The sequence below is a fragment of the Bradyrhizobium sp. CB1717 genome (assembly GCF_029714325.1).
GTDB lineage: Bacteria > Pseudomonadota > Alphaproteobacteria > Rhizobiales > Xanthobacteraceae > Bradyrhizobium.
In genome coordinates this window covers 4,272,974-4,299,926 of the sequence record NZ_CP121666.1, presented here as the reverse complement: position 1 = coordinate 4,299,926, position 26,953 = coordinate 4,272,974, and the positions used below count along the sequence as shown (strand labels likewise).

Annotated in this window: 27 protein-coding genes and 1 tRNA gene; 13 read left to right on the top strand and 15 right to left on the bottom strand. The window is 64.8% G+C overall.

Going from position 1 to position 26,953, the window contains the following annotated elements; translation table 11 throughout:
- Nucleotide 1: 1 nt before the first annotated feature.
- The 3 genes from QA649_RS20440 to QA649_RS20430 all read right to left on the bottom strand — a co-directional run bounded on the left by QA649_RS20440 (nucleotide 2) and on the right by QA649_RS20430 (nucleotide 1,686).
- Nucleotides 2-394: a curlin repeat-containing protein gene (locus QA649_RS20440; RefSeq protein WP_283025739.1), complete on the bottom strand. Its 393-nt coding sequence runs from the start codon at nucleotides 392-394 to the stop codon at nucleotides 2-4.
- A gap of 65 nt (nucleotides 395-459) precedes the next feature.
- Complete coding sequence (locus tag QA649_RS20435) at nucleotides 460-861, bottom strand: hypothetical protein (RefSeq protein WP_026312681.1); 402 nt, start codon at nucleotides 859-861, stop codon at nucleotides 460-462.
- A gap of 177 nt (nucleotides 862-1,038) precedes the next feature.
- Nucleotides 1,039-1,686 carry a response regulator gene (locus QA649_RS20430; protein WP_283025738.1) on the bottom strand — a complete coding sequence of 216 codons (648 nt, stop codon included), beginning with the start codon at nucleotides 1,684-1,686 and terminating at the stop codon, nucleotides 1,039-1,041.
- Between the two features lie 599 nt (nucleotides 1,687-2,285).
- On the opposite strand from QA649_RS20430, the gene QA649_RS20425 reads away from it, so the two are divergent.
- From QA649_RS20425 to QA649_RS20405, 5 genes are all read left to right on the top strand, one after another.
- Nucleotides 2,286-3,716, top strand: coding sequence for an efflux RND transporter periplasmic adaptor subunit (locus QA649_RS20425; protein ID WP_349254073.1), 1,431 nt, complete (start codon nucleotides 2,286-2,288; stop codon nucleotides 3,714-3,716).
- A complete protein-coding gene (locus QA649_RS20420; protein WP_283025736.1) occupies nucleotides 3,713-4,435 on the top strand; it encodes an ABC transporter ATP-binding protein in 723 nt (240 codons plus the stop codon). The genes QA649_RS20425 and QA649_RS20420 overlap by 4 nt, the downstream gene beginning before the upstream one ends.
- Nucleotides 4,432-5,655: an ABC transporter permease gene (locus QA649_RS20415; RefSeq protein WP_283025735.1), complete on the top strand. Its 1,224-nt coding sequence runs from the start codon at nucleotides 4,432-4,434 to the stop codon at nucleotides 5,653-5,655. Before QA649_RS20420 ends, QA649_RS20415 begins: the two co-directional genes overlap by 4 nt.
- 51 nt (nucleotides 5,656-5,706) lie before the next feature.
- Nucleotides 5,707-6,024, top strand: coding sequence for a LuxR C-terminal-related transcriptional regulator (locus tag QA649_RS20410; protein ID WP_283025734.1), 318 nt, complete (start codon nucleotides 5,707-5,709; stop codon nucleotides 6,022-6,024).
- 1,133 nt (nucleotides 6,025-7,157) lie between these two features.
- On the top strand, nucleotides 7,158-9,011 hold the full coding sequence (locus QA649_RS20405; RefSeq protein ID WP_283025733.1) for a nucleotide pyrophosphatase/phosphodiesterase family protein: 1,854 nt from the start codon (nucleotides 7,158-7,160) through the stop codon (nucleotides 9,009-9,011).
- 98 nt (nucleotides 9,012-9,109) lie between these two features.
- On the opposite strand, the gene QA649_RS20400 is transcribed toward QA649_RS20405, so the two are convergent.
- Complete coding sequence (locus QA649_RS20400) at nucleotides 9,110-9,694, bottom strand: hypothetical protein (protein ID WP_283025732.1); 585 nt, start codon at nucleotides 9,692-9,694, stop codon at nucleotides 9,110-9,112.
- 382 nt (nucleotides 9,695-10,076) lie between these two features.
- Here QA649_RS20400 and QA649_RS20395 point away from each other — a divergent pair, with 382 nt between their 5' ends.
- Entirely contained in the window at nucleotides 10,077-10,736 is a 660-nt protein-coding gene (locus tag QA649_RS20395) for a peroxiredoxin (protein WP_283025731.1), read from the top strand.
- A 124-nt stretch (nucleotides 10,737-10,860) separates the two neighbouring features.
- Here QA649_RS20395 and QA649_RS20390 read toward each other — a convergent pair whose 3' ends face one another.
- Nucleotides 10,861-12,591, bottom strand: a complete 1,731-nt coding sequence (locus QA649_RS20390) for a Cache 3/Cache 2 fusion domain-containing protein (protein ID WP_283025730.1) — start codon at nucleotides 12,589-12,591, stop codon at nucleotides 10,861-10,863.
- 169 nt (nucleotides 12,592-12,760) lie between these two features.
- Between QA649_RS20390 and QA649_RS20385 the strand changes: the two genes are divergently transcribed.
- Together QA649_RS20385 and QA649_RS20380 are read left to right on the top strand one after the other, a co-directional pair.
- Nucleotides 12,761-14,152 carry a deoxyribodipyrimidine photo-lyase gene (locus QA649_RS20385; RefSeq protein WP_283026058.1) on the top strand — a complete coding sequence of 464 codons (1,392 nt, stop codon included), beginning with the start codon at nucleotides 12,761-12,763 and terminating at the stop codon, nucleotides 14,150-14,152.
- 66 nt (nucleotides 14,153-14,218) lie between these two features.
- Nucleotides 14,219-14,506 carry a histone gene (locus tag QA649_RS20380; RefSeq protein WP_283025729.1) on the top strand — a complete coding sequence of 96 codons (288 nt, stop codon included), beginning with the start codon at nucleotides 14,219-14,221 and terminating at the stop codon, nucleotides 14,504-14,506.
- Between the two features lie 67 nt (nucleotides 14,507-14,573).
- On the opposite strand, the gene QA649_RS20375 is transcribed toward QA649_RS20380, so the two are convergent.
- From QA649_RS20375 to QA649_RS20365, 3 genes are all read right to left on the bottom strand, one after another.
- On the bottom strand, nucleotides 14,574-15,311 hold the full coding sequence (locus QA649_RS20375) for a hypothetical protein (protein ID WP_283025728.1): 738 nt from the start codon (nucleotides 15,309-15,311) through the stop codon (nucleotides 14,574-14,576).
- A 97-nt stretch (nucleotides 15,312-15,408) separates the two neighbouring features.
- A complete protein-coding gene (locus tag QA649_RS20370) occupies nucleotides 15,409-16,281 on the bottom strand; it encodes a DMT family transporter (protein WP_283025727.1) in 873 nt (290 codons plus the stop codon).
- A 95-nt stretch (nucleotides 16,282-16,376) separates the two neighbouring features.
- The gene (locus QA649_RS20365) at nucleotides 16,377-16,823 is read right to left on the bottom strand and encodes a hypothetical protein (RefSeq protein WP_018647316.1); all 447 of its coding nucleotides are present in this window, start codon (nucleotides 16,821-16,823) and stop codon (nucleotides 16,377-16,379) included.
- Between the two features lie 291 nt (nucleotides 16,824-17,114).
- On the opposite strand from QA649_RS20365, the gene QA649_RS20360 reads away from it, so the two are divergent.
- The gene (locus QA649_RS20360; protein ID WP_018647315.1) at nucleotides 17,115-17,378 is read left to right on the top strand and encodes a hypothetical protein; all 264 of its coding nucleotides are present in this window, start codon (nucleotides 17,115-17,117) and stop codon (nucleotides 17,376-17,378) included.
- A gap of 30 nt (nucleotides 17,379-17,408) precedes the next feature.
- On the opposite strand, the gene QA649_RS20355 is transcribed toward QA649_RS20360, so the two are convergent.
- Nucleotides 17,409-17,870: a host attachment protein gene (locus tag QA649_RS20355; protein ID WP_026312678.1), complete on the bottom strand. Its 462-nt coding sequence runs from the start codon at nucleotides 17,868-17,870 to the stop codon at nucleotides 17,409-17,411.
- Nucleotides 17,871-18,194: 324 nt separating this feature from the next.
- Here QA649_RS20355 and QA649_RS20350 point away from each other — a divergent pair, with 324 nt between their 5' ends.
- Both QA649_RS20350 and QA649_RS20345 read left to right on the top strand, forming a co-directional pair.
- Entirely contained in the window at nucleotides 18,195-18,473 is a 279-nt protein-coding gene (locus QA649_RS20350; protein WP_283025726.1) for a hypothetical protein, read from the top strand.
- Between the two features lie 456 nt (nucleotides 18,474-18,929).
- The gene (locus tag QA649_RS20345; protein WP_283025725.1) at nucleotides 18,930-19,892 is read left to right on the top strand and encodes an AraC family transcriptional regulator; all 963 of its coding nucleotides are present in this window, start codon (nucleotides 18,930-18,932) and stop codon (nucleotides 19,890-19,892) included.
- 70 nt (nucleotides 19,893-19,962) lie between these two features.
- On the opposite strand, the gene QA649_RS20340 is transcribed toward QA649_RS20345, so the two are convergent.
- The 3 genes from QA649_RS20340 to QA649_RS20330 form a co-directional block, all read right to left on the bottom strand.
- A tRNA-Arg gene (locus QA649_RS20340) sits at nucleotides 19,963-20,039 on the bottom strand.
- 155 nt (nucleotides 20,040-20,194) lie between these two features.
- Nucleotides 20,195-20,695, bottom strand: a complete 501-nt coding sequence (locus QA649_RS20335; RefSeq protein WP_283025724.1) for a hypothetical protein — start codon at nucleotides 20,693-20,695, stop codon at nucleotides 20,195-20,197.
- A gap of 171 nt (nucleotides 20,696-20,866) precedes the next feature.
- Nucleotides 20,867-21,457 (bottom strand): hypothetical protein, encoded by a 591-nt coding sequence (locus QA649_RS20330; protein WP_283025723.1) that lies wholly within the window; start codon nucleotides 21,455-21,457, stop codon nucleotides 20,867-20,869.
- 182 nt (nucleotides 21,458-21,639) lie between these two features.
- Here QA649_RS20330 and QA649_RS20325 point away from each other — a divergent pair, with 182 nt between their 5' ends.
- Nucleotides 21,640-22,026, top strand: a complete 387-nt coding sequence (locus tag QA649_RS20325; RefSeq protein WP_283025722.1) for a VOC family protein — start codon at nucleotides 21,640-21,642, stop codon at nucleotides 22,024-22,026.
- A gap of 56 nt (nucleotides 22,027-22,082) precedes the next feature.
- Here QA649_RS20325 and QA649_RS20320 read toward each other — a convergent pair whose 3' ends face one another.
- Nucleotides 22,083-22,580: a hypothetical protein gene (locus QA649_RS20320; protein WP_283025721.1), complete on the bottom strand. Its 498-nt coding sequence runs from the start codon at nucleotides 22,578-22,580 to the stop codon at nucleotides 22,083-22,085.
- Nucleotides 22,581-22,838: 258 nt separating this feature from the next.
- On the opposite strand from QA649_RS20320, the gene QA649_RS20315 reads away from it, so the two are divergent.
- Entirely contained in the window at nucleotides 22,839-23,192 is a 354-nt protein-coding gene (locus QA649_RS20315; RefSeq protein WP_212345836.1) for a GrlR family regulatory protein, read from the top strand.
- Nucleotides 23,193-23,202: 10 nt separating this feature from the next.
- On the opposite strand, the gene QA649_RS20310 is transcribed toward QA649_RS20315, so the two are convergent.
- Both QA649_RS20310 and QA649_RS20305 read right to left on the bottom strand, forming a co-directional pair.
- Nucleotides 23,203-25,890 (bottom strand): PAS domain S-box protein, encoded by a 2,688-nt coding sequence (locus tag QA649_RS20310; RefSeq protein WP_283025720.1) that lies wholly within the window; start codon nucleotides 25,888-25,890, stop codon nucleotides 23,203-23,205.
- A gap of 123 nt (nucleotides 25,891-26,013) precedes the next feature.
- A complete protein-coding gene (locus QA649_RS20305) occupies nucleotides 26,014-26,928 on the bottom strand; it encodes an EamA family transporter (protein WP_283025719.1) in 915 nt (304 codons plus the stop codon).
- Between the last annotated feature and the right edge of the window lie 25 nt (nucleotides 26,929-26,953).

Here is a 26,953-nt window from a genome sequence, read left to right as displayed (position 1 = left end):
CTCACGGCGTCTGCTGCAGAATCGTCGAGCCATTGAGGATTCCGAGCTGTCCGACGCCGGCCGTGTTGTTCGCGCCGATCTGTCCGATCAGGCTCGAATTGGAGCCGCCGACCTGGCCGGCCAGCGCGGTGTTGGACGCCGTCGGGGTGGTGCCGCCCTGCCCGATCACCGAGGTGTTGACGGTCAGGAGCGAGCCCGTCTGCAAGGTCGTCGCCGTATTGGTCGCGCCGAACTGCATCGTCGTGGCGCTGTTGCTGGTCGACCCGCTCTGCGAGATGAAGGAGTTGTTGGTCGTGCCGAACTGCAGCACGCTCGCCGAGTTGCCGGCCTCTGCATCGACGGCCGTCAGCGCACCGAGCGCCGCGACCATCGCAACGAGATAGGTGATCCGCATGTCATTTCCTCCAGAATGGCCCGGACGCACCGCGACTGGGTGCGCCCGGCCGAACGATACGTGGCTCAGTGCGCCGTCTGCGAGACGGTGCTGCCGTTGACGCCGAACACGCTGAGCTGGCCGACGGCGGCGGCGTTGTTCTGGAGCGCGGGAGGCCCGAACGAGTTCTGGGTGATCGAGCTGCCGTTGTTGCCGAACGCAACCTGGCCGGTCGTCGCGCTGTTCTGCACGCCGATCTGGTTGACCGTGCTGGCGTTGTTGAGCGAGGCCGCGCTGGTCCCCTGCATCGTGGTCGCACTGTTCACGATGCCGAGCTGGCTGGTCGACGAGGTGTCATTGGTGAGACCTTGCTGCGAGACGCTCGAACCGTTCACGACGCCGACCTGCACTGTGGTCGCGGTGTTGGCGGCCTGCGCCGCGGAGGACAGGGCGAGCACGGCAACGGAAGCAAAAAACAATTTACGCATGGAGTATTCCTTTCTGGCCAAGTTGTCTGACTGGGTGGGGATGCCCGTCCTGAATGCGACTGACATCGTGGGAATACTCTGAACCGGTCGCGTGCCGCGCGACAGACTGCAGTTCATGCTAGTCGGTACGGACTAGACGATGCGCTTGTGTCCGCTCGAACGCCGCACGATGCGCGGCTAACCCGCACCGGCGCGCGGCGCCTCGGCTCCGCGTCCCATGCTGTCGATCAACCGCACCACCTCGATCGGCGAGCGCAGCTCGAGCTTTCGCATCATCCGGGCGCGATGGACTTTCGCCGTCACCTCGCTCACGCCAAGCCTTGCCGCGATCTGCTTGGCGACGAGCCCCTCGGCCATCAGCATCATGATCTCGCGCTCGCGGCTCGTCAGCATCTCGACGCGCTGCCGGGCGTCGCGAACGGCGTCCTCACGCTCCATGCGCCTGCGGTCGCGCTCGATGCCGTGCCTGATCGCGTCGAGGATCTCCTGCTCGCGAAACGGCTTCGGCAGAAACTCGACCGCGCCGCGCTTCATCGCCTCGACCGAAACACGAACGTCGGAGTAGCCGCTGATGAAGACGATCGGAATGAACACGCCCTTCTCGAGGAGCCGGCGCTGCAGTTCGAGACCGGTCGGCGATGTCCCGGGAAAGCGAACGTCGAGCACGAGGCACGACGGTCCTTCGGAGAGCCTCTCGGCGAGGAACTCGTCGGTCGACGCGAACAACTTCACCTGGTGACCGGTCTCCTCACAGAGATTTCCAATCGCATTTCGAATCTGGACTTCGTCGTCAACGACATAAACAGTGGCTTGACCTGAATTCATTGCAACAAACTCCCCGGCTTGGGGCTCGACGGGCGAGCAACGAGCCATCCATTCTTCTTGCAAGCGATAACAAGGTGCTTGGATGAATTCGCGGGAATCGAACGATCGGCGTCCGTCCGCCGGTTCGACGTCTTAGGGCCAATGCTCGCCGGAAGCGAGTGAAGGCGTTCACACATCGGCTTCGTGATTGCAGGGACTCCGCCCTGGTCGCAGGCGGCATCATGGCGAGGCGCGTTATCGCGAATGTGACGATCCGGTATCGTGGCCGCAGCCTCGCCAACTGCGTCATGGCATTGCTACCCATGTGCGAACTTGAACGCCGGCCACCGGCGGCTTCAGCCGGATCATACCGGACGTTCAGTCAGCTTATCGAGTTCGATACCGCGCGCGTCATATCGATACGACGGGTATGCATTTTCGGCAAATCACGAAACGTCGCACCTGCGGATTTTACTTCTGGATGATGCTGCGCACCCGACCGTCGCCCCTGCGAGGACGACATACTGACAATCGATACTACCTTAGATGATTTACAACCATAGCGAGCTTGCCACTTTTTCCCGATTCCCCGAAGCCATTTCAATCAGGCGAGTTTTGATATGCGATTTGTGCCAGCAATTGCCTTGCTCGGAACCGCATGCGGCCTTGCTGCGATCTACGCCGCAGCGCCGACCGTCATCGCCGGCGCCGCCGGAAGCGCGGCAGACAAGGCGGCTCACGCCTATGACCAGACCAGGCGGCTGCTCGCGCCCGGCGCTCGCCAGCCGTCGACCTTCGGGTCGGATGCGCCCGTATTCCGCTATGCCGCGATCCAGCGCGGCAGCATCGAGCAGACCGTCACGGTCACCGGCGCCCTGCAGCCGGTCAAGACCATCGAAGTGGGTTCCCAGCTGTCCGGGCAGCTCGCCCGCGTCTATGTCGACTTCAACGACACCGTCGCCAAGGACCAGCCGCTGGCGCTGATCGATCCGCGCAGCTTCGCGGCCAAGGTCGACGAAGCCAGGGCTTCGCTCGCGGTCGCCAATTCCCTGGTCGACATCGCGCGCGCCAAGCTCGACCGCGCCAGGATCGATCTGCAGAACGCCAAAGGCAGCCGCGACGTGCTCGCCGCCAAGCTCGAGAGCGCCCAGGCGGTCAAGACCTCGGCGCAGAAGACCTTGCAGCGCAAGCTGGCGCTGCAGTCGCAGAACGTGGTCGCAACGACGACGGTCGACGATGCCCAGACCGAGTTCACGGCGCGTCTGGCCCAGGAGCGCGAGGCGGAGGTCCTGATGTCTCTCAACTCCTACTCGGTGGATGGGGCGCAGGCCGATGTCCGCCGCATCGAAGCCGAGCTGCAGCAGGCCCGCATGGCGGTGCCGGAGAAGGCGGCCGTGCTCGCCGCGGCCCAGGCCGATCTCGATCGCACCGTCATTCGCTCGCCGATCGACGGCGTCGTCGTCGGCAGGTTCGTCAACGAGGGCCAGACGCTCGCGGTGGGCCTGGAGTCGCGCACCACCTTCGTTGTCGCCCACCGCCTCGAAGACATGGAGATTCATGCGCAGGTCGATGAAGCCGATATCGGGCGCATCGCCCCCGGCCAGCGCGCCCATTTCACCGTCGATGCCTATCCCGACCGCCGCTTCGAGGCCGTGGTGCGGCAGGTGCGCAAGGCGCCGCAGACCCAGCAGCATGTCGTCACCTACACCGTCGTGCTGGCGACCTCCAATCTCGACGGGGCGCTGCTGCCCGGCATGACCGCGCTGGTGAAGATCGTGATCGAGCGGCAGGACGACGTGCTGAAAGTGCCGCTCGCAGCGCTGCGTTTCCAGCCGTCCGGCACGCGGCCGGACTCAGGCAGCGCGCATAGCGGCGTGTGGGTGCGCACCGCCAGCGGCTCGCTCCAGCGCGTCGCGGTGACGGTCGGCGCGGCCGGCACCGAACAGGTCGCACTCAAGAGCGGCGATCTCGTCGAGGGCAGCCAGGTCGCCGTCGGCCAGGCGATCCGGCCGGCCGGCATGGAGTTCCTCGGAATCAGGTTCGGATCATGACCGCGCTGCCCCTCATCAGTCTCCGCTCCGTATCCAGGACCTATCGCACCGACGGAGTAGCAGTCACCGCGGTACGCAACGTCAGCTTCGACATTGCTCAGGGCGAGATCGTCGCCGTGATGGGACCGTCGGGGTCGGGCAAGTCGACCCTGATGAACATGATCGGGCTGCTCGACCTGCCGAGCGAGGGCGCGGTCCATCTCGAGGGAGCCAATGTCGCCGAGCTCTCGGAAGACCGGCGATCGTTGCTGCGCGCCCGCAGCATCGGCTTCGTGTTCCAGTCGTACAACCTGCTCGCGCGCCACAATGCGATCGAGAACGTCGCACTGCCGCTGGTCTATTGCGGCGTCAGTCGCAAGGAACGTCTGGCCCGCGCCGAGCAGACCCTCCAGGCCGTCGGCATGCTGCACCGGGTCCATCACTTCCCGCGGCAGCTCTCCGGCGGCGAGCAGCAACGCGTCGCGATCGCGCGCGCGCTGATCGCCTCCCCGCTGATCGTGCTCGCCGACGAGCCGACCGGCGCGCTCGACAGCCGGACCGGCGCCGAGATCCTGGCGCTGTTCGCAGCCCTCAACCGCACCGGCCAGACCGTCGTGATGATCACACACGATCCCGGCATCGCGACGCAGTGCCGGCGCACGATCCGACTGCATGACGGCGAGCTCGTCAGCGACGAGACGGTCGCGGAGCTGCTACCGAGACGGAGCGCTGCGTCATGACGATGCTCCAGGGATTTCAGATCGCCTTGCACGCCCTGCGCCTCAATCCGCTGCGCAGCTTCCTCACCATGCTCGGCATCGTGATCGGCGTCGCCTCCATCGTGACGGTGTTCGCGATCGGCTCCGGCGCGCAGCTTCGCCTGCAGGAGCAGATCCGCTCGATCGGCGCCAATGTGCTGATGATCACCCCGGGCGCGGTGTACCAGGGTGGCGTGCGCCTCAAGGACGGCAGCAAGCTGACGATGACCGAGGGCGACGTGCAGGCCATCCTCGAGCAGATTCCGGAAATCCAGGCCGCCGCCGGCTCGCTCGCCGGAACGGCGCAGGTCATTCACGAAGGCAAGAACTGGAACACCACGATCAACGGCACGACCACCGGCCATTTCATGGTGCGCGACTGGCAGCTCGCCTCCGGGCGCTATTTTTCCGGCGCGGAAGAGTCGGGCGCCGGCAAGGTCGTGATCCTCGGCAGCACCGTCGCGCGCGAGCTGTTCGCGCCGGGCGACGATCCCATCGGCGCGCAGATCAGGATCATGAAGGTGCCGCTCGAAGTGGTCGGCGTGCTCGATCGCAAGGGCCCGGCGCAGGACGACGTCGCCTTCGTGCCGCTCAGCACGGCCAAGCTGCGCTTCCTCGGCAGCGCGAGCAACATCAACCGGGATTCGGTCGCCTACATTATCGCCAAGGTGGCCGCGGACGGTCAGATGGCGGGCGCGCGGGCGGAGATCGAAAGCCTGCTGCGGCAGCGCCACCGCGTCCCCGCCGGTCAGGAGGACGACTTCAAGGTCCAGGATCCGGCCGCCGCCATGGAAGCGCAGCAGGGCGCAATCCGCACCGTGGCGCTTCTGCTCGTCGCCATCGCCTCGGTCTCGCTGCTCGTCGGCGGCATCAGCATCATGAACGTGATGATCGTATCAGTCACCGAGCGCACGCGGGAGATCGGCATCCGCCGCGCGCTCGGCGGGCGGATGCGCGACATCCGCCTGCAGTTTCTCTGTGAGGCCCTCGTGCTCTGCCTGCTCGGCGGCGCTATCGGCGTTGCCGGCGGCATCACGCTCTCGATGACGGTCGCCCGCATGGCCGGATGGGTCACGTCGATCGACAGCGAGGCGATCGGCCTTGCCCTCGCCTTCTCGATCGCGACCGGCCTCATCTTCGGGTTCTATCCAGCCCACAAGGCATCCAGGCTCAGCCCGATCGAGGCGCTGAAGACGGAGTGAGACGATGCCGGCGGCGGCCACATCAAGCCGAAGACCAGGGAGGAGCCAGTCATGAGCTTGGATCCAAAGGATTCGATCACACCGACACCCCGCGAGCGTGAGCTGATGATGTTGATCGCCCGGGGGCTGCAGAACAAGAACATCGCCTACGAGCTCAAGATCTCGGAGAACACGGTGCGGGCGCATATCGGCAACATCATGCGCAAATACCGGCTCCAGAACCGGACCCAGATCGCCATCATCTATGCGCTCAAGACAGCCCCGTTGTCGCTGCGGCGCGATCTCACCAGGAACCGGGTCGGCCCGGCAACGGTGAAGCCGGCACAGACGCTGGCGCCTGATCCGCGGGTGCCGACCGCGCCGGAATAACCACAACCCCTTGCGCAGCCCGGCGGGCAAAACACCCAAGCGGGGGTCAAGAGCGCGGCATCGAAATAATTCTCTTTATTAGAATTCGGATTTTTGTTAGACATTTCTCACTCCGGCCCAAGGAAGAGGGGCGCATCGCGATCGTCACGACACGCGGGCCGGGCGGCGGTGGACGCAGGTGGCGTTGGCGCGAACGGGTTTGCAGGGCGGGAGACCGTGAGCAAGGACCTCGCGCATACGACCGATGCCATCAGCGTACGGCAAAATCGTGTGGTCCTGACGCCCGGGGTCTGTGCGTCAAGTCTTGCGGTGATGTGGCGGCCCGACCGGGCACGCGCATCAGTCATCCGCATGGCGACGGGGGCAATAGTGCATCGCTCCCCGGGGAGATCACGACATAAGCCGTAAAACCACTGCGCAGGGAAGGCCGGATGTTTGGCTCCACCTGTATGCCGCTGTGCAAATTCTTTGCTGCCACCTTTCGCACAGTGGACCGTGGGTGCCCGGCCGGCACCCGGTCTTCCCTGCGCCCTCTTTCACTGGGGGCAGCTAAGCAAAGCTCGGGCGAAATGAGCCGCGAGGATGAGAGGGTGTGTCTGCGGGTGAAGATCGAATGCCAGTGTTGCTGCGAACACCAATCCATCACCGTCACCCTGAGGTGCCGGAGCGAAGCGGAGGCCTCGAAGGGCGACGGCCCGGCTGCATCTCGGCCGTTCATCCTTCGAGGCTCGGCTCGCGATGCATTCGCATCACAAGCCTCGCACCTCAGGATGACGGGATGGATGCTGCCGCCGCAGAAAGACTATGGATTGCTTCGCTGCGCTCGCAATGACGGCGTTGCGACGGGTGAGCAAGATATCTCCCCGACGTCGTCCTGGCGAAAACCAGGACCCATTACCCCGGTCAGCGGTGTCCTGGCGCGACTTGGCCACCCAGCGATCGCGACAACGCGGTTCGGTGGTTATGGGTCCTGGCTTTCGCCAGGACGACACCGAGGGTATTGCCGCGCCCCCCTCCCCAACCCTGTTGCCCGCCAACAGGCCCCTTGTAACAAAACCGTCATACAGCAAAACTAAACGATTGCCCGGGGGCCGCGGTCGGCGGCCATGCCGCCTCACCGCCAGGAGACTTCCATGCGCCGTTCAATGCTGTTGCTGTCCGCCGGACTGACAGTGCTGTCCACCGGACTTGCGTCCGCCCAGAATAATACCCCCCGCAACCTGATCCTGTTCATTCCGGACGGTCTGCGCGCGCTGAAGGTCACCCCTGAAACGGCCCCCGCGATGGCCGAGCTTCGCGACAAGGGCGTCAACTTCAAGAATCCGCACTCGCTCTTCCCGACCTTCACCATGGCCAACGGCTCGGCGATGTCGACCGGCCATTATCTCGGCGACACCGGCGTGTTCTCCAACACGATCTGGACCAATTACACCTCGGTCCCGGCCGGTGACACCGTGGTCCCCTTCATCGAGAACGACGCCGTGCTCGGCGACATCGACGAGCATTTCAAGGGCGACTATCTCAACGAAGAGACCATTTTGAAGATGGCCCGCGACAAGGGCCTCAGCACCGCGGCGATCGGCAAGGTCGGTCCGACCTACCAGTTCGACCACACCGACAAGCCCGAGAAGCCGGGTCTTCATTCGGTCGTGTTCGACGATTCCACCGGCGGCAAGAACAGCGTGGCGCTGTCGGACGAGGTTAAGGCGGCGCTGACCAAGGCGGGCCTCCCCCTCGCCACCCCGCCGCGCGGCGACAATTCCAAGGCCGGCGATGCCAAGACGCCGGGCACCACGGTCGCCAACGTCGCCCAGCAGGCCTATTTCGCCGACGTCGCCGCCAAGGTGGTGCTGCCGATGTTCAAGGCGCGCAACAAGCCGTTCGTGCTGGTGTTCTGGTCGCGCGATCCCGACGGCAGCCAGCACAACACCGGCGACAGCCTCAACCAGATCCTGCCCGGCATCAACGGCCCGACCTCGATGGCCGGCATCAAGAACGCCGACACCAACCTCGCCCAGCTCCGCAAGGCGCTCGACGAGCTCGGCCTCGCCGCCTCGACCAACATCATCGTCTCGGCCGACCACGGCTTCTCGACCATCTCCAAGGAAAGCAAGACCAGCCCCTCGGCCAAGGTCAGCTATGACGACACGCCGAAGGATTTCCTGCCGATGGGCTTCCTGGCGCTGGATCTCGCCAAGGCGCTCGACCTGCCGCTGTTCGACCCCAACGACAAGAATGCGAAGATCGAGGGCAACAAGCATCCCAAGGCCGGCAACGGCGTGCTCGGCAAGGATCCGGAAAAGCCCGACCTCGTCGTCGCCACCAATGGCGGCTCGGACCTGATCTATCTGCCGAACAAGGACAAGAAGCTGGCGGCGAAAACCATCAAGACCCTGCTCGAGCAGGACTACGTCTCTGGCCTGTTCGTCGAGGACTCGCTCGGCCGTTTCCCCGGCACGCTGCCGCTGTCGAGCATCAACCTGCGCGGCAAGTCGGCGACCCCGACGCCGTCCATCGTCGTCAACTTCCGCTCCTATGCCAGCGAGTGCGGCGAGGCGCCGACCAACTGCTCGGTGCAGGTCGCCGACACCGTGCTGCGTCAGGGCCAGGGCATGCATGGCAGCTTCAGCCGCGGCGACACCATGAACTTCATGGCCGCCATCGGCCCGGACTTCAAAGCCGGCTTCGTCGACGAGCTGCCGGTCAGCAATGCCGACGTCGGCATGACCGCGGCGCAGCTGATGGGCCTGCGCGCCGCGCAGAACGGCGGCCTGGTCGGCCGCGTGATGTCGGAGGCCCTGCCCAACGGCATCGTGCCGAAGGCCTACAAGGCGGTCGAGAAGTCGAAGATGTCCGAGAACGGCCTTCAGACCGTGCTGAACGTCCAGCGCGTCGGCAGCCAGCGTTATTTCGACGCCGCCGGCTTCCCCGGCCGCACGCTGGGCCTCGAGCTTGAGGCCGGCAAACAAAAAACGGCGGGGAAATAACCCCGCCGCTTCGCTCGCGCCCCGCAAGGGGCGCGAGAATATCTCGGTTCTTACATGCCCAGAACCTTACATGCCCAGAACCTTACATTCCCAGAACCTTACATTCCAATGTCGAACACGTTCGGCAATTGGCCCGCCAGGGGCAGCGCGGTGGCGCCGAGGAACGTCGCCACCATCGCCATCAGGCGACGGTTGTTCTGGCGCTTGCCGCGCATCTGGCCGGCGATCCATTCCAGCATTTCGCTGTTGACCTTGGAGGCGTAGGACGGCGCCCAGCTCTCGATGTCGGTATCGGCCGACAGCGCGACGCTGCGCGGCGGCACCTTCAGACCCGAGGCGCTTGCGGCATAATGGGCAACGGCCTTGGCGAGCAAATCGTCGAAGCGGCCGCCATCGGTGCGCTCGGTCGCGGCCTCATTGATCTCGAACAGGACTTCGGCCTCGGTGCGGCTGACCGGCTGGTCGTTGACGGCGGTCGCGGTCAGGATACGGGCACACCAGGCGGTGTCATCAGCATCGAGCGAGCGGGAAAAATGGACCCGGCCCTTGGTGGTCGGGCCTTCGCCCGTGATCACGCCATCGCGTACGATGGAGAGTGCGTGGGCCGCGGTATCGCGGCAGGACGGTTCGAGGGACGGCGACTCGACGGACTTCTCAGCGGACTTGGGCGCAGCGGCAGACATAGTTCACTTCCAGATTTCTACTGATCGGCCAGCATTTTCATGCGGGCGTAAAGGGGTGGTTAATGATTCGATACGGGGATCGCGACTTTTCTCAATGGTTGCCGATTAGTCGCTACGAGGACCATTTCGGTTCCGGAGAGCGTCGGGCGAGCGTGATGCGGGTCATAAAAGGCTTTATCGCGGCAATCGAGACCAGTGGAGATGTTTCGCCACAGGTGCCGCTGTAACAGAAAAGTGCTAGGAGATCGGCTCTTCAGAGAAGGAATTCACATTTTACTTCAAGCGGTTCAGTCAGCGTTCACTTAGCCTCGCCAAGCCCCTATACTGGCGGCGACGGCCAGAGACAAATTCTCAAGTAAATTCAATATGATGAGGTAGAGCCATGACACTTCCGATCGGCACCACCGCCCCCGACTTCGAAGCCGAGACCACTGAAGGGAAGATCAAGTTCCACGACTGGATCGGCAACAGCTGGGCCCTCCTGTTTTCGCACCCCAAGGACTTCACGCCGGTTTGCACGACCGAGCTCGGCGCGCTCGCCAAGCTGAAGCCGGAATTCGACAAGCGCGGCGTCAAGCTGATCGGCCTCTCGGTCGATCCGATCGATCGCCATGCCAAATGGGCCGAGGACATCAAGGAGACGCAGGGCGCTGCTCCCAACTATCCCCTGATCGGCGACACCGACTTCAACGTCTCGAAGCTTTACGAGATGCTGCCGGCCTCGACCTCGGGCGATCCCCTCACCCGGACGCCTGCCGACAACCAGACCGTCCGCAACGTCTTCATCATCGGGCCGGACAAGAAGATCAAGCTGGTACTGGTCTATCCAATGACCACGGGCCGGAACTTCCAGGAGATCCTGCGCGTCATCGACTCGCTCCAGCTCACCGCCAAGCATCGCGTTGCGACCCCGGCCGACTGGTTGCAGGGCGAGGACGTCATCATCGCGGGCTCGGTCTCGAACGACGAGGCCAAGACGATCTACCCGCAGGGCTGGAAGGAGCCGAAGCCCTACATCCGCATCGTGCCGCAGCCGAAATGACTTTTGGCGGTTGCGCCTAGCAACCGCAAAAAGTCATCCCGGGATGGTCCGAAGGACCAGACCCGGGATCTCGAGATTCCGGGCTCGGTGCTTCGCACCGCCCCGGAATGACGGCGTTGAGTCTCTACGCCGCGTGCACGCGGTCGAGGAAGCTGTCGACCTCGGCCTTCAGATGCAGGCTTTCGCCCGACAGCGCCTGGGCGGAGGCGAACATCCGGCTCGACGTCTCGCCGGTCTCGCTCGCGCCCCTGGCGGCGTGACGGACATTGACCGCGACATCGGCGGTGCCTGACGCCGCGGCGCGAACGCTGGCCGCGATATTGTGGGTGGCGCTCCTCTGCTGCTCGACCGCAGCCGAGATCGAGCCGGCGATGCTGCTGATGCGCTCGATGGTCTGGCCGATCCCCTTGACGGCGGTAACCGACTCCTCGGTCGCAAGCTGCATGCTGGCGATCTGGTTCGAGATCTCCTCAGTCGCTTTCGCGGTCTGGCCGGCGAGCGTCTTGACCTCCTGAGCCACGACAGCGAAGCCGCGGCCGGCATCGCCGGCGCGCGCGGCCTCGATGGTGGCGTTCAGCGCCAGCAGGTTGGTCTGCTCGGCGATGGAGGTGATCAGCTTGACCACGTCGCCGATCCGCGAGCCCGCCTCGGAGAGCTGCGCAATGCGCTGGTCGGTGGCCTCGGCCTGCCGCACCGCTTCGGCGGAGATTTGGTTCGACTCCTGCACACGCCGGGTGATCTCGGAGATCGACTGGGACAGTTCGTCGGAGGCTGCGGCCGCCGAGCGGACGTGCTCGGAGGCGTCCTCTGACGCTCCGGCCGATCGCGCCGAGAGGTCGGCAGTAGAGCGTGCGGTATCGGTGAGTTGCCGCGCCGCCCGTTCGAACTCGCCGGATGAGCTCAGCACCTTGTCGAGGATGCCGCCGACGCTGCCGCGGAACTCCTCGACGAAGTTGCGCAGCTCCGCCTTGCGCTGCTCGGCCGCGGCGGCCGTAGCCGCCGTCTGCTCGCTGCGCAGGCGCGCCCGTTCCAGCGAATTGCTCCTGAACACCGCGACCGTGCGGGCGATTTCGCCGATCTCGTCGGCGCGGTCCTCGCAATCGATCTCGACGTCGCTCTGGCCGTTGGCGAGCGCCGTCAGCGAGCGCGTCACCGAGGTGAGCGGCCGGGTGACGCGGCGGACGATCAGCAGCGTGAGGACCAGCACCAGCAGCGCGGCGAGCCCGGCCGCGGCGGCCATGCTCGAGATCGCCTGGGTCAGCATGCTCTCGAACTGGGCCATCGGGATGCCGACGTAAAGGATGCCCGAGACCTTGCCGGCCGCGTCCACGACCGGGAAATAGGCGGTCATGAACGACTTGCCGAACAGGACGGCCGGGCCCTTATAGGCCTCGCCACGGCGCAAGCCGGCCTGCGCCGGATGATCGGCGGCAAGCTGGGTCCCGACGGCGCGGTCGCCATTCTCCTTCTTCACGTTGGTCGAGCGTCGCACGAACTGCCCGCTCGCATCGTCGAACACGAACAGGGTCGCGTTGCCGCCGACATAGGATACCGCGCGATCGACGATCGCATGGTCCTTGAACTCGGGCATCCTGGGGACCTCGGCGCGGACGACCGCGCCATCCCTCACCGTGATCTTCAGGTCCGGAGCGGTCTCGGCAAAAGCCAGCGCCAAGGTGCGCAGATTGACCTCGATGTCGCGCAGCGCGCGATCATTGAAAGCGGAGGTGAGCGACCAATAGCCGGCGCCGACCACGAGCGCCGTGTTGACGGCGATCAGCAGGACGGCAGACAGGACGGCCTTGGTGCCGAGCTTGAACTGCGGCAGGAACTTTGCCGTTGAAAGGTTGGACATGAGTGGAATGACCCCCGTAATTCCTGCATAATCGTGCAATCGGCTTACGGCAGCATTAACGACGGTTCACAGCGCCGCGAGCGGCAGGCTTTCCAAATCGTAAACGAGGCCCCGCCTGACCACGCCAAGCGCGCCGCCCGTCATCGTCTGGTTTCGCGATGACCTCCGCCTGTCCGACCACCCCGCCCTCCACGCCGCCGCGAAATCCGGCGCGCCGGTGATCTGCCTCTACGTCCTCGACGACATGGTCGGGCGAGCGCCGGGCGCCGCGGCGCGCTGGTGGCGGGCGCAATCGCTGCGGGCGCTCGGCGCCGAGATCGCCGCGTGTGGAGGGTCGCTGATCCTGCGCAAGGGACCAGCGGCCAGGGAGATCCCCGATCTGGCGCGCGAGAGCGGCGCCCGCGCCGTTTACTGGAACGGGATCGCGCAAGCGCCGCATCAGGCGGTTGAGCGGCAGCTCGAAGCTGCGCTCTCAAAGCTCGGTGTGGACTCGCAAATCTTCCCCGGCGACTTGCTCGTCCCGCCCTCGGCGATCCGCAACAAGGAAGGCCGCGGCTTACGCGTATTCACACCGTTCTGGCGGCGGGTGTTGTCGCTCGGCGATTCGCCAAAGCCCCTGCCCGCGCCGAAGGAGCTGCGTCCGAGTCTGAAGATCGCCAGCGACAGGCTGGAGAGCTGGAGGCTCGAACCGAGCAAGCCCGATTGGGCCGGCGGCCTGCGCGAGACATGGACGCCGGGCGAGGCCTCGGCCCGCACGCGCCTGCGCGATTTCCTCAAGCACACCGCCCGCAGCTATGTCGACGACCGCGACCGCCCGGACCGGAAAGGCACCTCAGGCCTCTCGCCGCATCTGCGGTTCGGCGAGCTTAGCCCACGGCAAGTCTTTCACGCCGCTCGGTTCGCCGTGGCCGAGGCCCCCTCGCTCGCCCCTAGCGTCGATAAATTCCTGAGCGAGCTCGGCTGGCGCGAGTTCTGCCGGCACCTCCTCCACGACTATCCGAACCTCGCCACCGAGAACCTGCAAACGAATTTCGACGACTTCCCCTGGAAGGCCGACAAGAAAGCGCTCACCGCTTGGCGGCGCGGGGCCACCGGCTACCCCATCGTCGATGCCGGCCTGCGCGAGCTCTGGCACACCGGCGTGATGCACAACCGGGTGCGCATGGTGGTCGCCTCGTTCCTGGTCAAGCACCTCTTGATCGACTGGCGCGACGGCGAGAACTGGTTCTGGGACACACTGGTCGACGCGGATGCCGGCAACAATCCCGCCAACTGGCAGTGGGTCGCCGGCTGCGGCGCCGACGCCGCGCCCTATTTCCGCGTATTCAATCCGCTCCTGCAGGGCGAGAAGTTCGATCCTGACGGAGCCTATGTCCGGCGCTGGGTGCCGGAGCTGAAGGACCTGCCGACGAAGCTGATCCACCAGCCCTGGCAGGCGACGCCGATCGAGCTGGCCAGCACCGGCATCACGCTCGGCAAGACCTATCCGCAGCCGATCGTCGATCATGCGAGAGGGCGCGAGCGCGCGCTCGCTGCCTACGCAAAGATCCGCAAAGGTTGAGCGTTGCTTTGACACAATTGTGAAACCAGCTATCGTCATCGCTCCATACAAACCGTGGGGGACGATATGGACGACGAGAAGCCGATCGCCGAACAGGCGATGGAGACGATGACCAGCGCCGTGGAAGCAACCAACGACGCCGCAGTCACCTCTGCCAAGCCGGTGAAGAAAGCCGCCAAGAAGGTTGCGAAGAAAGTAGCGCCGAAGAAGGCAAAGAAGGCCAAGAAGTCTTCGAAGAAGGCCGCGAAGAAGTCGTCGAAGAAAGCCGTCAAGAAGACCGCGAAGAAAGCGGTGAAGAAATCCGCGAAGAAGGCCGCCAAGAAGAAAAAGAAGGCCAAGAAGTCCAAGCGCTGATCGCGGCGCGAGGCGCATGTCTCCGGGTGCGGGCGCGCCCGGAGACGGCTCCTGCGATACCTTACCCTCACTTTTTGGCGGCGCGCCGGCCCGGGTGATGCTCGCCTTGCGGATCGCGGAATTCGCTGCGATGACCGCGCCGGTCCTCGCTATTGAAGCGCCGCCGCTTTGCCGGCGAGCCGAACGCCTTGATCACCTTCCTGCCGTTGACTTTCTTGATGACGTAGCCGCCCTCGGTCATCGAGAACGGCTGCTTCAGCGTCCCCTTGTGGTCGAACTTGGTGCCGCGCGGATGCTTGAACGGCTCGAACCAGGACGGATAGACGAAGTTCGACATCTCGAAACGGCCGACGCGGAAGGAGTCCTCCTCCACGGCGTCGCAGACTTCATAGGCGTATTGCGTGTTCGGGTTCTTGTCGGCCCAGAGATTGGCCATGGGGTCGAGCACCATCTCGAACAGCTCATGCGAGGCCGCTACGCTGAGCGGCTCATCGCCGAGTGCCTTGACGAAGATTTTTGAGATCGGCTGGCCGCGATGGGTCAGCTCGTGTCGCCCGAGCATGTTCTTGTGCGAGGCGTCGTCGAAATAGACCAGCTGCCAGTCGGTCGGCCTCGGGTTGCGGGTAACGTAAAGGTCGACAGGATAGCCCCACACCGGCAGGAAATGCTTGTCGTAGCATTTTTGCAGTGCCGCGGTGAGCTCGGCCATTTTGCGGCCGCTGATCGACTCCTCCGCGTAGTTGATGCAGGCAATCCGGACCGGCTTCAGGGACCGGCCAAGCAGCGCACGTCTCGCCTTCTTCATGGAAATCACCTGTGAAAGGGAAAGCTGAAATGTGCTCAGCCTAACACGGACGCGACGCGCACGTCAGGGATGTATTCCGCCGTACCGGTCCATCTGCCTAGAACCGCCGGTTGACCACGAACACCGCAGCTGCGCACATCGCCATGCCGGCAATCGCCAGTGCATCGAGTTTTTCATCGAACAGCAGATAGGCCATTAGCGCGGTCACCGCGGGCACGAGGTAGAATAGGCTCGCCACCGACGTCGCCGCAGCGTGGCGGATCAGCCAGTACAGCAGCCCGATCGATCCGATCGAGAGCGCGACCGCGAGCCAGGCCAGCGCGAGCACGAACTCCCGCGTCCAGTGCACCACGCGGTCCTCGAACAGGAAGGCGCCGATCGCGAAGAAGATGGTGACGGACACGTACTGCACGAGATTGCCGGCGCGCCAGTCGATGTGATTGCAATAGCGGCGCTGGTAGAGCGTGCCGAGCGTGATGGAGATCAGCGAGACAACTGAGGCGAGCCAGCCAAGCCCTGCTTCGCCGGTCATCGGGCGGTTGTGCAGGATCAGCACCACGCCGCCGAGACCGAGCACGAGGCCGGCCCATTGCACCGGCGTCACCTTCTCCCCGAGCCAGCGATTGGCGATGGTCGAGGTCAGGATTGGCTGCAGGCCCGGAATGAGCGCGGAGAGCCCGGCCGGAATCGAATGCGCGATCGCGATCGCGGTACCGCCGAGATAGAAGCCATGGACGAGGATGCCCGCGACCGCGCTGTGCGCGATGCCAATCCGGTCAGGCCATTTCGGCCGGGCAATCGCGACGATGAGCGCCATCAGGCCGACCACGATCGCCATGCGGATGGCGAGATAGGTCAAGGGATCGGCATTGTTGACGACGTATTTGGTGCCGATGAATCCGGTGCTCCAGAGCAGCACGAACAGGATCGGCGCGGCGCGGGCGGTCAGGGCTTCTTGATTATGGCTCATTGCCGCCCTCATTGCCCCATGGGGGCCTATGCGGCAATGCGAATTTCTTGCTCGGCGATGCTGCGCTGCGACGGACGGCGGTTCAGCTCAGCCGCTCACCATTCTTCCGGACAGGGGTCGATGATCTTCCAGAGCTCGACACCGTTCTTGATCTTCTTCATGTCGGTGGTGAGCCCGCCATTGCGGCGGATCCAGTCCTTAACCGTGTCGGGGTAGTAGGACATCAGGTCGGACGTCCCTTCCGTGCTGGTGACCTTGATGCCGAAGGTGAAGGCCTTGTCGTAGTAGGCCTGGTGGAAGCCGAGGCTGGCGCGCGGGGTCACGCAGATCTTGTTCATCGGCACCATGCCAAGCACCAGCGTGCAGGCCGAGTTGCAGATGCCGTCGATGATGACGCGCTCGCCCTTTTCGCGGACGCGCTTGTACTTGGCCTTGTACTCCTCGACATAGCCGCCATGGTCGCGGGTAATGTGCAGTTCGGCCCGCGCCGGCGTCGTGGCGGCGAAGCAGAGCAACAGCAGGCTCAGAAGCGTGATGCGCATGACGAGGTGACGGTGAAAACCTTGCGGGGACGGGCCGGCCTCAAAGAGCACCCCAGGCGACCGGCAGGAATCTCTAACCGAATTCTTCTTGGTCATACTTGTGTGGGGAATTCGTTAAGCATCCCGAAAAGGCCAAAAATGGGCAGAGTTCGACCGCACTTCCGGCAATTCTGTCACACCCACCCGGGAATCGGTGGGATTAGCCCCTGATTCCGGCCGCTTGACGGGTGCCCTCGCGGCCCGAAATGGCTATAACGGCTGAGCTATTTGCGCGGGTTCCGGAGAATCGAGATGAGCAAGTTGAAGCTTGTAGCCGCAGTTGCTGCCCTGTCAGCCGCAATCCTGGCCCCTGGCCTTGCGGAAGCAAACGGACATCACCGGTATCACCGCTCCTACGTCAACCCGCTACCCTACCCGATCAGCTATCTGCACAATTACGGCCCGGGCCTCACCCCCGGCACCTTCGCCTATTACGACGGGCCCGCAACCAACCACTGCTACCAGAGCTCGGCCGCCTATATCGGCCAGGATCGCCGCCGGCACCCCTGCTACTGAGGGGCGCCAGCGCGTCCGCTGCGGGCGTCCTTATTTCGCGGCGCCCGACCGCAGCAACTGCTTCTCGATCTCATAGACCGGCAGCTTGACGAGGTCCTTGCCGACCTCGCCCTGAAGCGCCTTGCGCACGACGTCGGAATAGTCGGCGCGGATCATGCCGAGCGCCCGCGGCGAGGCCACCATGGTCAGGGCCGAAGTCTCGCCCGAACTGACCGCGGCGTCGAGCCGGCCGGCGAGGCTCCGCAGGAAGGCGCGCTCGGCCTCGTCGTGCCAATCGGTCTGCTCGACCGAGCTGCGTGCGCCGCCGGCTGTGCCATGCAACCGGCCCGGCGCATCGCTTCCTTGTGCGCTGGTCGAGGGATTGGGCTGCTCGTGCACCTCCCTGGTGTGGAGGTTCGGAAACATCTCGTCGCCGAGGTTTTCCAGAATGAGCGCCTTGCGCCCGTCGCAAACGACCAGCCAGTCACCCTTGTCAATTCTCATCTTGTCCATTGCACAGCTCCAAACAAACAGTGGGCTCCGGACCGATGCGAACCGCCTGACGCGCTTCGCATTCCGCGAAGGACTGCCCACGGCGACAAGACTAGGGACGAAGCCGCCGGCGCGACTTGCGCAGGATCAAGGATGGTGGCGGTGTCACGCAAGACAGGCGCGGCATGGCCAGGAGCGCAAAGCCGAGGTAGTCTGATGGAGCTGGATCAGGCCCGCGGCGGAGTGGCTGAAGATGTGTTCATCAGCATTACATTTTGGTTCCGCCACAATTTGATCAGAACAGCTTCGATATCCTGTATTGCGTAAGCGGAGGAAGAAGACATCATGAATCTCAAGATTGGCCTCGTCGTCGCGTCCATGTTCGGTGCCCTTGCGGCATCGCCGGCGGCGTCCGCCATGCCCATTGCGCCTGCACCTGCGGTCCCGCAGGTCTCTGACGTCGAGCAGGTCCGTATGGTCTGCGACGCCTGGGGGCGCTGTTTCTGGCGTCCGAACTATTATGGGTATTACGGCCCGCGGCCGTATTACGGGCCCCGATATTATGGGTATGGGCCCCGTGCCTACGGACCACGCTATGGATACTACGGCTACCGCCGCTGGTGATCAGAAGGGGCCCTCGGGGCCCCTTCGCTTTTGCGAGATCCCGAATTGCCCTTGGCCGCGCGTTCGGTCCGCCTGGAGCCATTCCAAAACTGATCTAGATCAAAGAGAAAATCAGCCGCGCCGTCATCCTGCGACGATGGCCGATTTGATCGTTTTTCGATGCCCTCAGACGGGCATGAATGTGCAGACGCATCTGGAAAAGCAGCAGAGACCGGAAGGGCGAAGCTTCGAGTCCTTCGCCTGTCCCGCTTGCACGCGCCTCCATTTCATCGACCTCGTCACCGGCCAACCAATGAGCCGGGACCGTTGACGGTGACAATGATCAGACGCACCTCATGGCATGATGTCCGCAATACTACGGCCCGGAATCCAGTTTACTGAGGCGGGATGTTTCGCCATTGATGGCAATGTACTGACGTTCATTTGATTGTCACATTGCGGCAACCGGCCAGACGCATGTTCGATGCCCTCGTCCCGTCCTCGGCGCTTCAACTGATCGGCTTTGCCGACGTCGATGCCTTTCGGCCGATCGAGTCGATGGAGGATGCGAGAAGCATTCCGCTCGACGTTGTGAACTTCGCGGCCGCCCGCGCCGTCGTCTCCTTGCCGGCATGCCGCATCATCGTGATGAGGTCCTTCGCGCGCATCCTCGACACCGCCTATCGCATGCCGGGCGGCATGGTGATCCTGTCGATGACCGACGACCTTCAGGCCAATTCCAAGGGCATGGATCTCGACGCCCGCTTCTTCGTTGCGCTCCGCGGCAACGACGAGTGCCATTTCGTCGAACCCCAGACCAATCATTACGCGATGATCATCCTTTCGCCCGGCCTGAAAGACCGGGGCTGGTTCGATCACGCCGACGATTTGCGGGCCTATGTCGCAAACCGGCCCGCCCTGCTCCATACGCGCCAGCTCGTGCTTGACATCCTGCGAACCGCGTCGATGCAGCCGTTCCTGTTCGAGACCACCGAGGCCGCTGCCCATCTCCAGGAGGGCCTGCTGCTCGCGCTCGACGATCTGTTTCGGATCGGTACGGGCCCGGACCGGTGCACCTCGGTCCTGAGCGGGCGGTCGACCAGGCTGGTACAGCGGATCGACGATTACGTCGCAGCCTATCCGACCGCTCCGATCTATACCGCCGATCTCGCCGGTGAGTTCGGCGTCTCGGTCCGGACGCTCAGCGGCGCGGTCAGCAAGGTGCGCGGCATGAGCCTGCACCAGTACATTCGGCTGAAGCGACTGTGGGCGACCCGCGCCCGGCTCCTGAAGGGCGGCGGTGCCACCGTGGCCACCTGCGCGCGTGCCCAGGGCTTCCACCACATGGGCGAGTTCGCCGCGGCTTACCGTGCGACCTTCCACGAGACCCCCTCGGACACGCTGGCGCGCGGGCGGCAGAGCGGTCTTTCGGCAGGCTGACTCCGCAAGCGGGACGACGGACGTCCGGTCTCGGCATCGCCCGGAATTATGGCGGTAACACCGGCGGGGTTGGCGCGCTCGGAAGGATTCGAACCTCCGACCCTCGGAATCGAAATCCGATGCTCTATCCAGCTGAGCTACGAGCGCCCTGGCCCTAAGGATTGGGCCGTTAGCCGCGAAGCGCCGGACCGTGGCTGGCGAGCCAGCGCACCGGACGGCCTTCGGACGGGTTCGAATTAGCAGAGAGGCTGGCCAATAAAAAGCCCTTCCCGCCTCCACGGAGGCGGGTCACAGCCGGCTTGTCACCAGGTCGTGTTGAAGAGGCCGAAATGCGGCTGCTGTGCCACCATCATCGGTCGGCCATACTGCGGCCCGCCATATTGTGGCCCGCCATAATATTGCGGCGCCGGATGCGCTCTGGCGACCTTACGCTTGGGCTGAGCCTGGGCCTGCGGCTTCTTGGCGGCGTCGGCCTTCGAGCCAGGCGTAAACTGGGCAAAGGTCTCGCGCACCCGCGCCTTGGCCGACATCTCCGCGAGGGCCGCTGCCGACGCGGTATCCGGCGGCTGCGGCGCCGCCACAGCGGCGGTCTTCACCGCAGGCGGGGCAATCGTCGGCTGGCTGGTGTCGAGCACGACACGCTCGGGCAGATGGCGATCGGACCGGATCCGGATCGACGGCTGGTCGTTGCTTGCGGTCGCGACGGCTGGCGTCACGGGCGAGGCCGGCACTACGAAGTTCACCGCAAACAGCAGTGTCAGCAACGCTCCGCCGACGAACATGAAATACCGAAAGATGGGCATTGGCCGCACTCCGCCCCCCGCAATCCCCGCGTGGGCTCTCCGCCTTAACAGGCGATACTCTGATTGGTTCCTGGCCCTGCCCTTCGGTTCAAATGGCGACGCCAAGTTTTTGGCCAAGGCCAGAACAGGGCTGGAAACGGTAACTTTTCCGCTACTGCAGAACGCCGGCCTCTACGCCCGCCGTGCCGCAACCAGCGAGCACTTCGCCTGATCGGCATTAACGTTGACGTACCCGACCGGAATACGGGCGAAGGTTTTGCGGCTCTTCATGCTGACGGTGTCGGTCAGCACGCGGCTGCGAACGGTGAGAGGCGTGCCGTCGCGACGCACGAAGGCGCAGACGATCTCGACATCTCTTACGGCATAGTCGTTGTCGTTTCGCAGCGTGAACGTCACCAGCGCCTTCGAGCCGAGGCCGCCACGACGCCAGGTCTGTGATGAAATCCTGAGATGATCGAGCTCGGCCGCAGCCTGAGCTTCGGCCGTCGGCGGAACCGCCGCTGCGGCATCGCCCGGAGCAGCCGGTTCGACGGCGGCCAAGTCTGACTTGAAGTCTGATTTGAGGTCCGACTTGACCGGCTCGGTGCTATTGCCCTTGGAGAGCGGCAGCAGCATCCAGATGCCGCATCCGACGATGATGGCCGCCAGCAGCCACAGCAAGCCTCGGCCAAACGAGACGCTCGCGGCCGTCACGGCTCGCGCCAATCGTTCGCCGGTCCCGGCAAAGCGTTCCAACCTGATCCGGTCAAGCCTGGTGCCCATGGATGCATCACCGATGGCGGCCGAGCTGCGTTTGCACGACGAACAGACCACCTGCTTACCTTAACCCGGGAGAGGAACTAAGGTTCCCGCGCTTCAGGCGAGTCGGCAGGCACGGTGGCGACCACCGGCCGGTGCCGCTAACATGCGCCGCAATTCGCAAGACCCCGTTGGGAGACTATGAAATGCCAATCGCCGTCACTTGGGATCACGTCCATCTGCGCAGCCCCGATCCGGAGGCCACAGCGGCCTGGTTGCGGGACATCTTGGGTGGCGAGATCGTGCGCGCGCCAGGACGAATCGACGTGAACCTCGGCGGCGCCAAAATCTTCATCGCCCCGCTCGAGGGCGACAATGCCGTCAATCCGCCGCCCCCGCACCCGCATCAGGGTCTCGATCATTTCGGCCTGACCGTGAAGGACATCGACACTGTTGCCGCCGAGATCAAGGCCAAGGGTGTCACCTTCACGCGCGAGCCGACGACGATCCGGCCCGGCGTGCGCATCTGCTTCATCCGCGGCCCCGAAGGCATCTCCATCGAGCTGCTCGAGCGCGACAAGAAGTACACCTGACATCGCGCGAGCCGCGTCAACCAACGGCGAGACCAGGCGTGTGCCGCCCGGCGCGCTTATGTCATGCTGCCGGGCATGAAGCAGCGGATGGTGACGCCCATGTAGCCGTAGATCGGCCACACCATGGTGCGTCCCACCCGGTTCGGCTCCGAGATCACGGCCTCCTCGGGCACATCGACCCAGACCAGTTCCTGCTGCTGGCCGTCAAGCACGTAGCCAAGGCGTGGGACGCGCACACGATAGTGCCCGTCCTTGCTCTCCCAGTCGGTGTCCGAGAGCGCCGAGCCGTCGGCATCGGAGCAGCATGGCCCCTTGCCGCTTCGCAGGCTGTCGAACCAGGCCTTCAAGTCGGCATTGGTGTTGACGAACTGGCCCCGGTCACGGGCGTGCCCAAAGGGGGCCGCGAGCCCAATCAAGGCTACGGTGCATGCCAGCCTCGTCACGCTTCGCCAGCGTGTCCCGCTGCCAATCCACCGTCGTTCGCTTTTGCAATTCGTGGGACGCGCACTGTACAGACGCGGCTCATCGCCGCCGGAATCGATCCAGTTGCTCACGTTCGTCTTGCTCCAGCACCCCGCGGCCAGTGCAACAATGGTTATGCATTTCGCGGGCCAACTTGATTCGCAACGTCTGGCCTCGCCCCATGATGAGACAGTCACATCGGCGTCACAAACAAGCCGGGACAATTACGGTCCGCACGACAGGACTACTTGCCGGCCGGCAAACTGCCGCGTTGCGCGAGGGGATGTGCTTTGGCATAAAAGCTGGACCGGTTGCGCCATTGGGCGATGGCGGCCGGCCCACGGGACGTTATGAAGAACGGCCTCTATTCGATCCACGTCACGCTGCTTGACGGTCGAGTCGGCAAAGGCAGCGGTGTGATCCTTTTTCGCGACGGCAAGATTCTTGGCGGCGATGCCTATCTCTATTACACCGGCAGCTACGTGGTGAAGGACGAGCGCACCTTCAAAGGCGAGGTGCTGGTGCAACGGCACACGTCACCTCGGGGCGATGACAATCCGCTGTTCGGCGGCCCTGCCCCGGTCGGCATTGGCGTCAGCGGGACCTACACGGACACCCGCGCGGAGATGACGGGGACGGCGCTGGTCGGCAAGGCCAGCCTGATTTTCGGCGCCACCCTGCACAAGCTCGCCGAGGCCGACTAAGGCGCGAGAGCTATTCGGCAGCCTGCTCCAACGGCGCCGTGCGCGGCAAGATGATCTGGATGCGCGTACCCCCGCCCGGCTCGGAATCGAGATCGAGCCGTCCGCCGAGCCGGTTGGTGACGATGCTGTAGACGATGTGAAGGCCGAGGCCGGTGCCGCCCTGGTCGCGCCGTGTCGTGAAGAACGGATCGAAGGCGCGGCGGCGCACGTCGAGCGACATGCCGCAGCCATTGTCGGAAAAGATGATCTCGACATTGTCCTTGCCGGACTCGCGCACCTGGATGTCGATGATCCCCGGGCGCCCGTCGGGAAAGGCATGCGCCACCGAATTGAGAAACAGGTTGGTCAGCACCTGCCCGTACGGGCCGGGATAGCTGTTCATGGTCAGGCTGGGCTGGCAATCGACGTTGAGGGTCAGGTTGTGCTTGCGCAGGCCAGGCCGCAGGCTCATCACCACCTGCTCGGTGAGATCGCCGAGGTCGAAGGTGCGCTGGTCGGAATAGTTGCGATCGGCAGCGACCTGCTTGAACGACTGGATCAGCTCGGCGGCGCGGTTGAGATTGGAGACGAGCTGCGAGGAGGCGTCGCGGCTGGTGTTGAGGAAGTCGTTGAGCGTGGAGCGGCGAAGCTCGCCGCGCTCGACTTCGGACGAGAACATCGCGGTCTTGCGCTCCAGCGCGGAGGCGACCGTGAGACTGATGCCGACGGGATTGTTGACCTCGTGCGCGACGCCGGCGACCAGCCGTCCGAGCGCAGCGAGCTTCTCCGCTTCGATCAACGAGGCCTGGGTCTCGCGCAGATTACGCAGCGCGGTCTCCGCCGATTCCTTGGCCTTGCGCATCTCCTGCTCGCCGCGCTTGCGCTCGCCGATGTCGAGCGCCACCGTGACGATCCGCTCGATCTCGCCATCGGCATCGAGCAGCGGCAGCTTGTTGACCAGCCATTGCCGCATATTGCCGCCGGCGTCCTTGTACTCCTCCTCGTAGAAACCGAGTCCCTTGCGCAGCTTGAGCACGCGCTTGTCGTTCTCGTCGGTCTTGGCCGCGCCGTAACGCGACATCAGGTCGGCCGTGGTCCGGCCGAGCGCGTCGCCGGGCTCGATGCCGAAGATGCCCGCCATGTAGCGGTTCATCAGCACGTAGCGCAGGTCGCGGTCCTTGACGTTGATGACCGCGGGCACGGTGTCGATGACCTGCTGGAGCAGGCGGCGGCCTTCGGCGATGGCGTCTTCCGCCCGCTTCTGGTCGGTGATGTCGCGCAGGGTGCCTTCGTAGCGCACGATGTTGCCCTGCTCGTCCCGCACGCCAGTGGCGCTGTCGGAAAGCCAGAGGATGTCGCCGCTGCGCTGGCGCACCTGGTACTCGAACTCGCGCACCATGCCGTCGCGCGCCATCAGCCGCTGGTATTCGTCTCGCGCCTCGGGATGGACGTAGATGGTGTGGGCGATGTCGCTGATGCTGTCGATGAGGTGCTGCGGGCTGTCATAGCCCATCATCCGCGCCAGCGCCGGATTGGCGTTGAGGAGGTCGCCGGCAGGCGTGGTGACGTAGATGCCGTCGACCGACCCCTCGAACAGTTTGCGATAGCTCTCTTCGGCCAGCCGCTGCTCGGTGAGCGCGCGTACCGCCGCCTCGCGCGCAGTGTCGGCCTCCTCCAGCGCGCGGCGGAACACTTCGGCCGCACGTGCGATGTCGCCGATCTCGTTGTCGAGGTCGGCGGACGGGATCGAGGTGTCCTTTTGGCCGGCCGCGAGGGCGCGAATCGATCGCGCGATCTGGGCCAGCGGGCGCACCGTGCGCCGCACCACGAAGCCCGCCGCGAGAATACCGATCAGCACGCCGATGGAGCCGAGCACGATGCTCTGCCAGCGCGCCTCCGTCAGCGTACGGGCAAAATCGCGCGACAGCACGTGGCCGCGTCTTGCGCTGACCTCACGCAGCAACTCGGTGACGCGACCGATCAGCCGGCCCTCGGTGCCCAGCACCTCGCGATCGATGTCGGCGATCTGCCGCTCGCGGACGGCGACCGCCATGATCGCCTCGGCATAATCGTTCACCGCCGCCTTGAGCTTGGGATCGGTGATATCCATCGCACGCATGCCCTGCGCGGCCTGCTCGGCCGCCGACGGGTTGCGCGCCAGCAGCCCGAGCGCGATCCGGCTCTGCGCCTCGGACAGGCGGGAGGCGAGCTCGCGGTCAGCGGCGCCGGAGACCGCTGTGTCGAACTGCTCGCGCAGCGGCGGCAGGCCGGCAAGCAATTGCGCGCGGCGGTCGATCAGGGTCGAGATCCGCTCGAGGCCATTGCGATAGGTCGCAAGCCGCTCGGTCACCCCGTCGATCATGTCCTGCTGCTCGGGCGCGAGCTCGATACGGGTCTTCTTTAGAATGTCGCTGAGTGTCGAGGCCGCCTCGCCCACCTGCTTGAACTGGATGCCGGCACCGGGATCGGTGACGAAGTCGCGCGCGGCGAGCCGTAGCTCGTTCATGCGGCGATCGATGTCCTCGGCGAGGTCGCCGACGCTCTGCAGCCGCTGCAACTCGGCGAAGGTCGTGTCGATGTGGCGGATCGCAATCACGCTCGCGGTCGAGGTGACGATGATCACCGCCAGCACCAGGATGAAGCTTCCGAACGTCAGTTGGCCGATGGATAGCGAAAATATTCGCTTTTTCTCAGGGGGCGGCGTCAATTCGGCGGACATTGGTGCGTTGAGGACCGAGCTATTGAAAGCCCAATATACGACGTATTGCGGGCTCGGGGGAACATGCCTGCCGCCGCGGAATATCGTTAATATCGTTGTTCTCGGCCCGCCCTCCGTACCGGATTATGACGTTTTGACGCTTGTCCGCCGCCCCGCCGGGATCGTCATGGCGGCGACGCCGAGAACGACGCAGGCAAGGCCGATCCAGGCGGTCCGGCTCAAGGTTTCGCCGAGGAAGGCGACGCTCATGGCGACCCCGATGGGGACGCGCAAATAGGCCTGTGCGGTGGTGCCGACCGAGCCCAGGGCCTGGATCAGGCGGAAGTAGATCGCAAACGCCGCGGCGGTCGAGAACGTCGCGAGCGCGAGCAGCGCCAGCATGGAGCTAAGCGAGGGCGATAGCGTCCAGGGCTGCTCGACGAGCAGCGAAGCCGGGATCAGGACCGCCGACCCCGCCAGCAGCGAGCCGGCCGCGGGCGCCATCGGATCGAGGCCCTTGAAGCTGCGGCCGAAGATCGCGGCGCAGGCGTAGCAGATGGTGGCGGCGACGATCGCGGCCTCCGCGATGAGGCCGCTGCCGATGTCATGGAAGGCATCGGCGCCGACGATCAGCAGGATGCCGGCCATGCCGGCGACCACGCCGAACAGCTTTCGCGGGGTCGTCGCCTCGTGGCGGGTGACGATCGCGGTGAGCAGGAAGGTGAAGATCGGCCCGGCCGAGTTGAGGATGGTCGCGAGCGCGGCATCGACATGGCGCTCGCCCCAGGCGATCAGCGTCCAGGGGATGACGCTGTTGAGCACGGCCTGGAATGCGAAGCGCTGCCAGGTCGCGGCATCCGTGGGCATCCTGATGCCGCGCGCCCGCATGACGATGAGCAGCAGCAGGCCGGCGATCGCGGTGCGCGCCGCGATCAGCGTGATCGGCGGGATGGTGGCGACGCCGAGCTTGATGAAGGTGTAGGAGCCGCCCCAGAGTGTTGCGAGCGCGACCAGCAGCGCCAACTCGACGGCGATGTTGGTGTCCTGCCTGATATCCATGATGCGTTCCGTCCACTCCGCGATG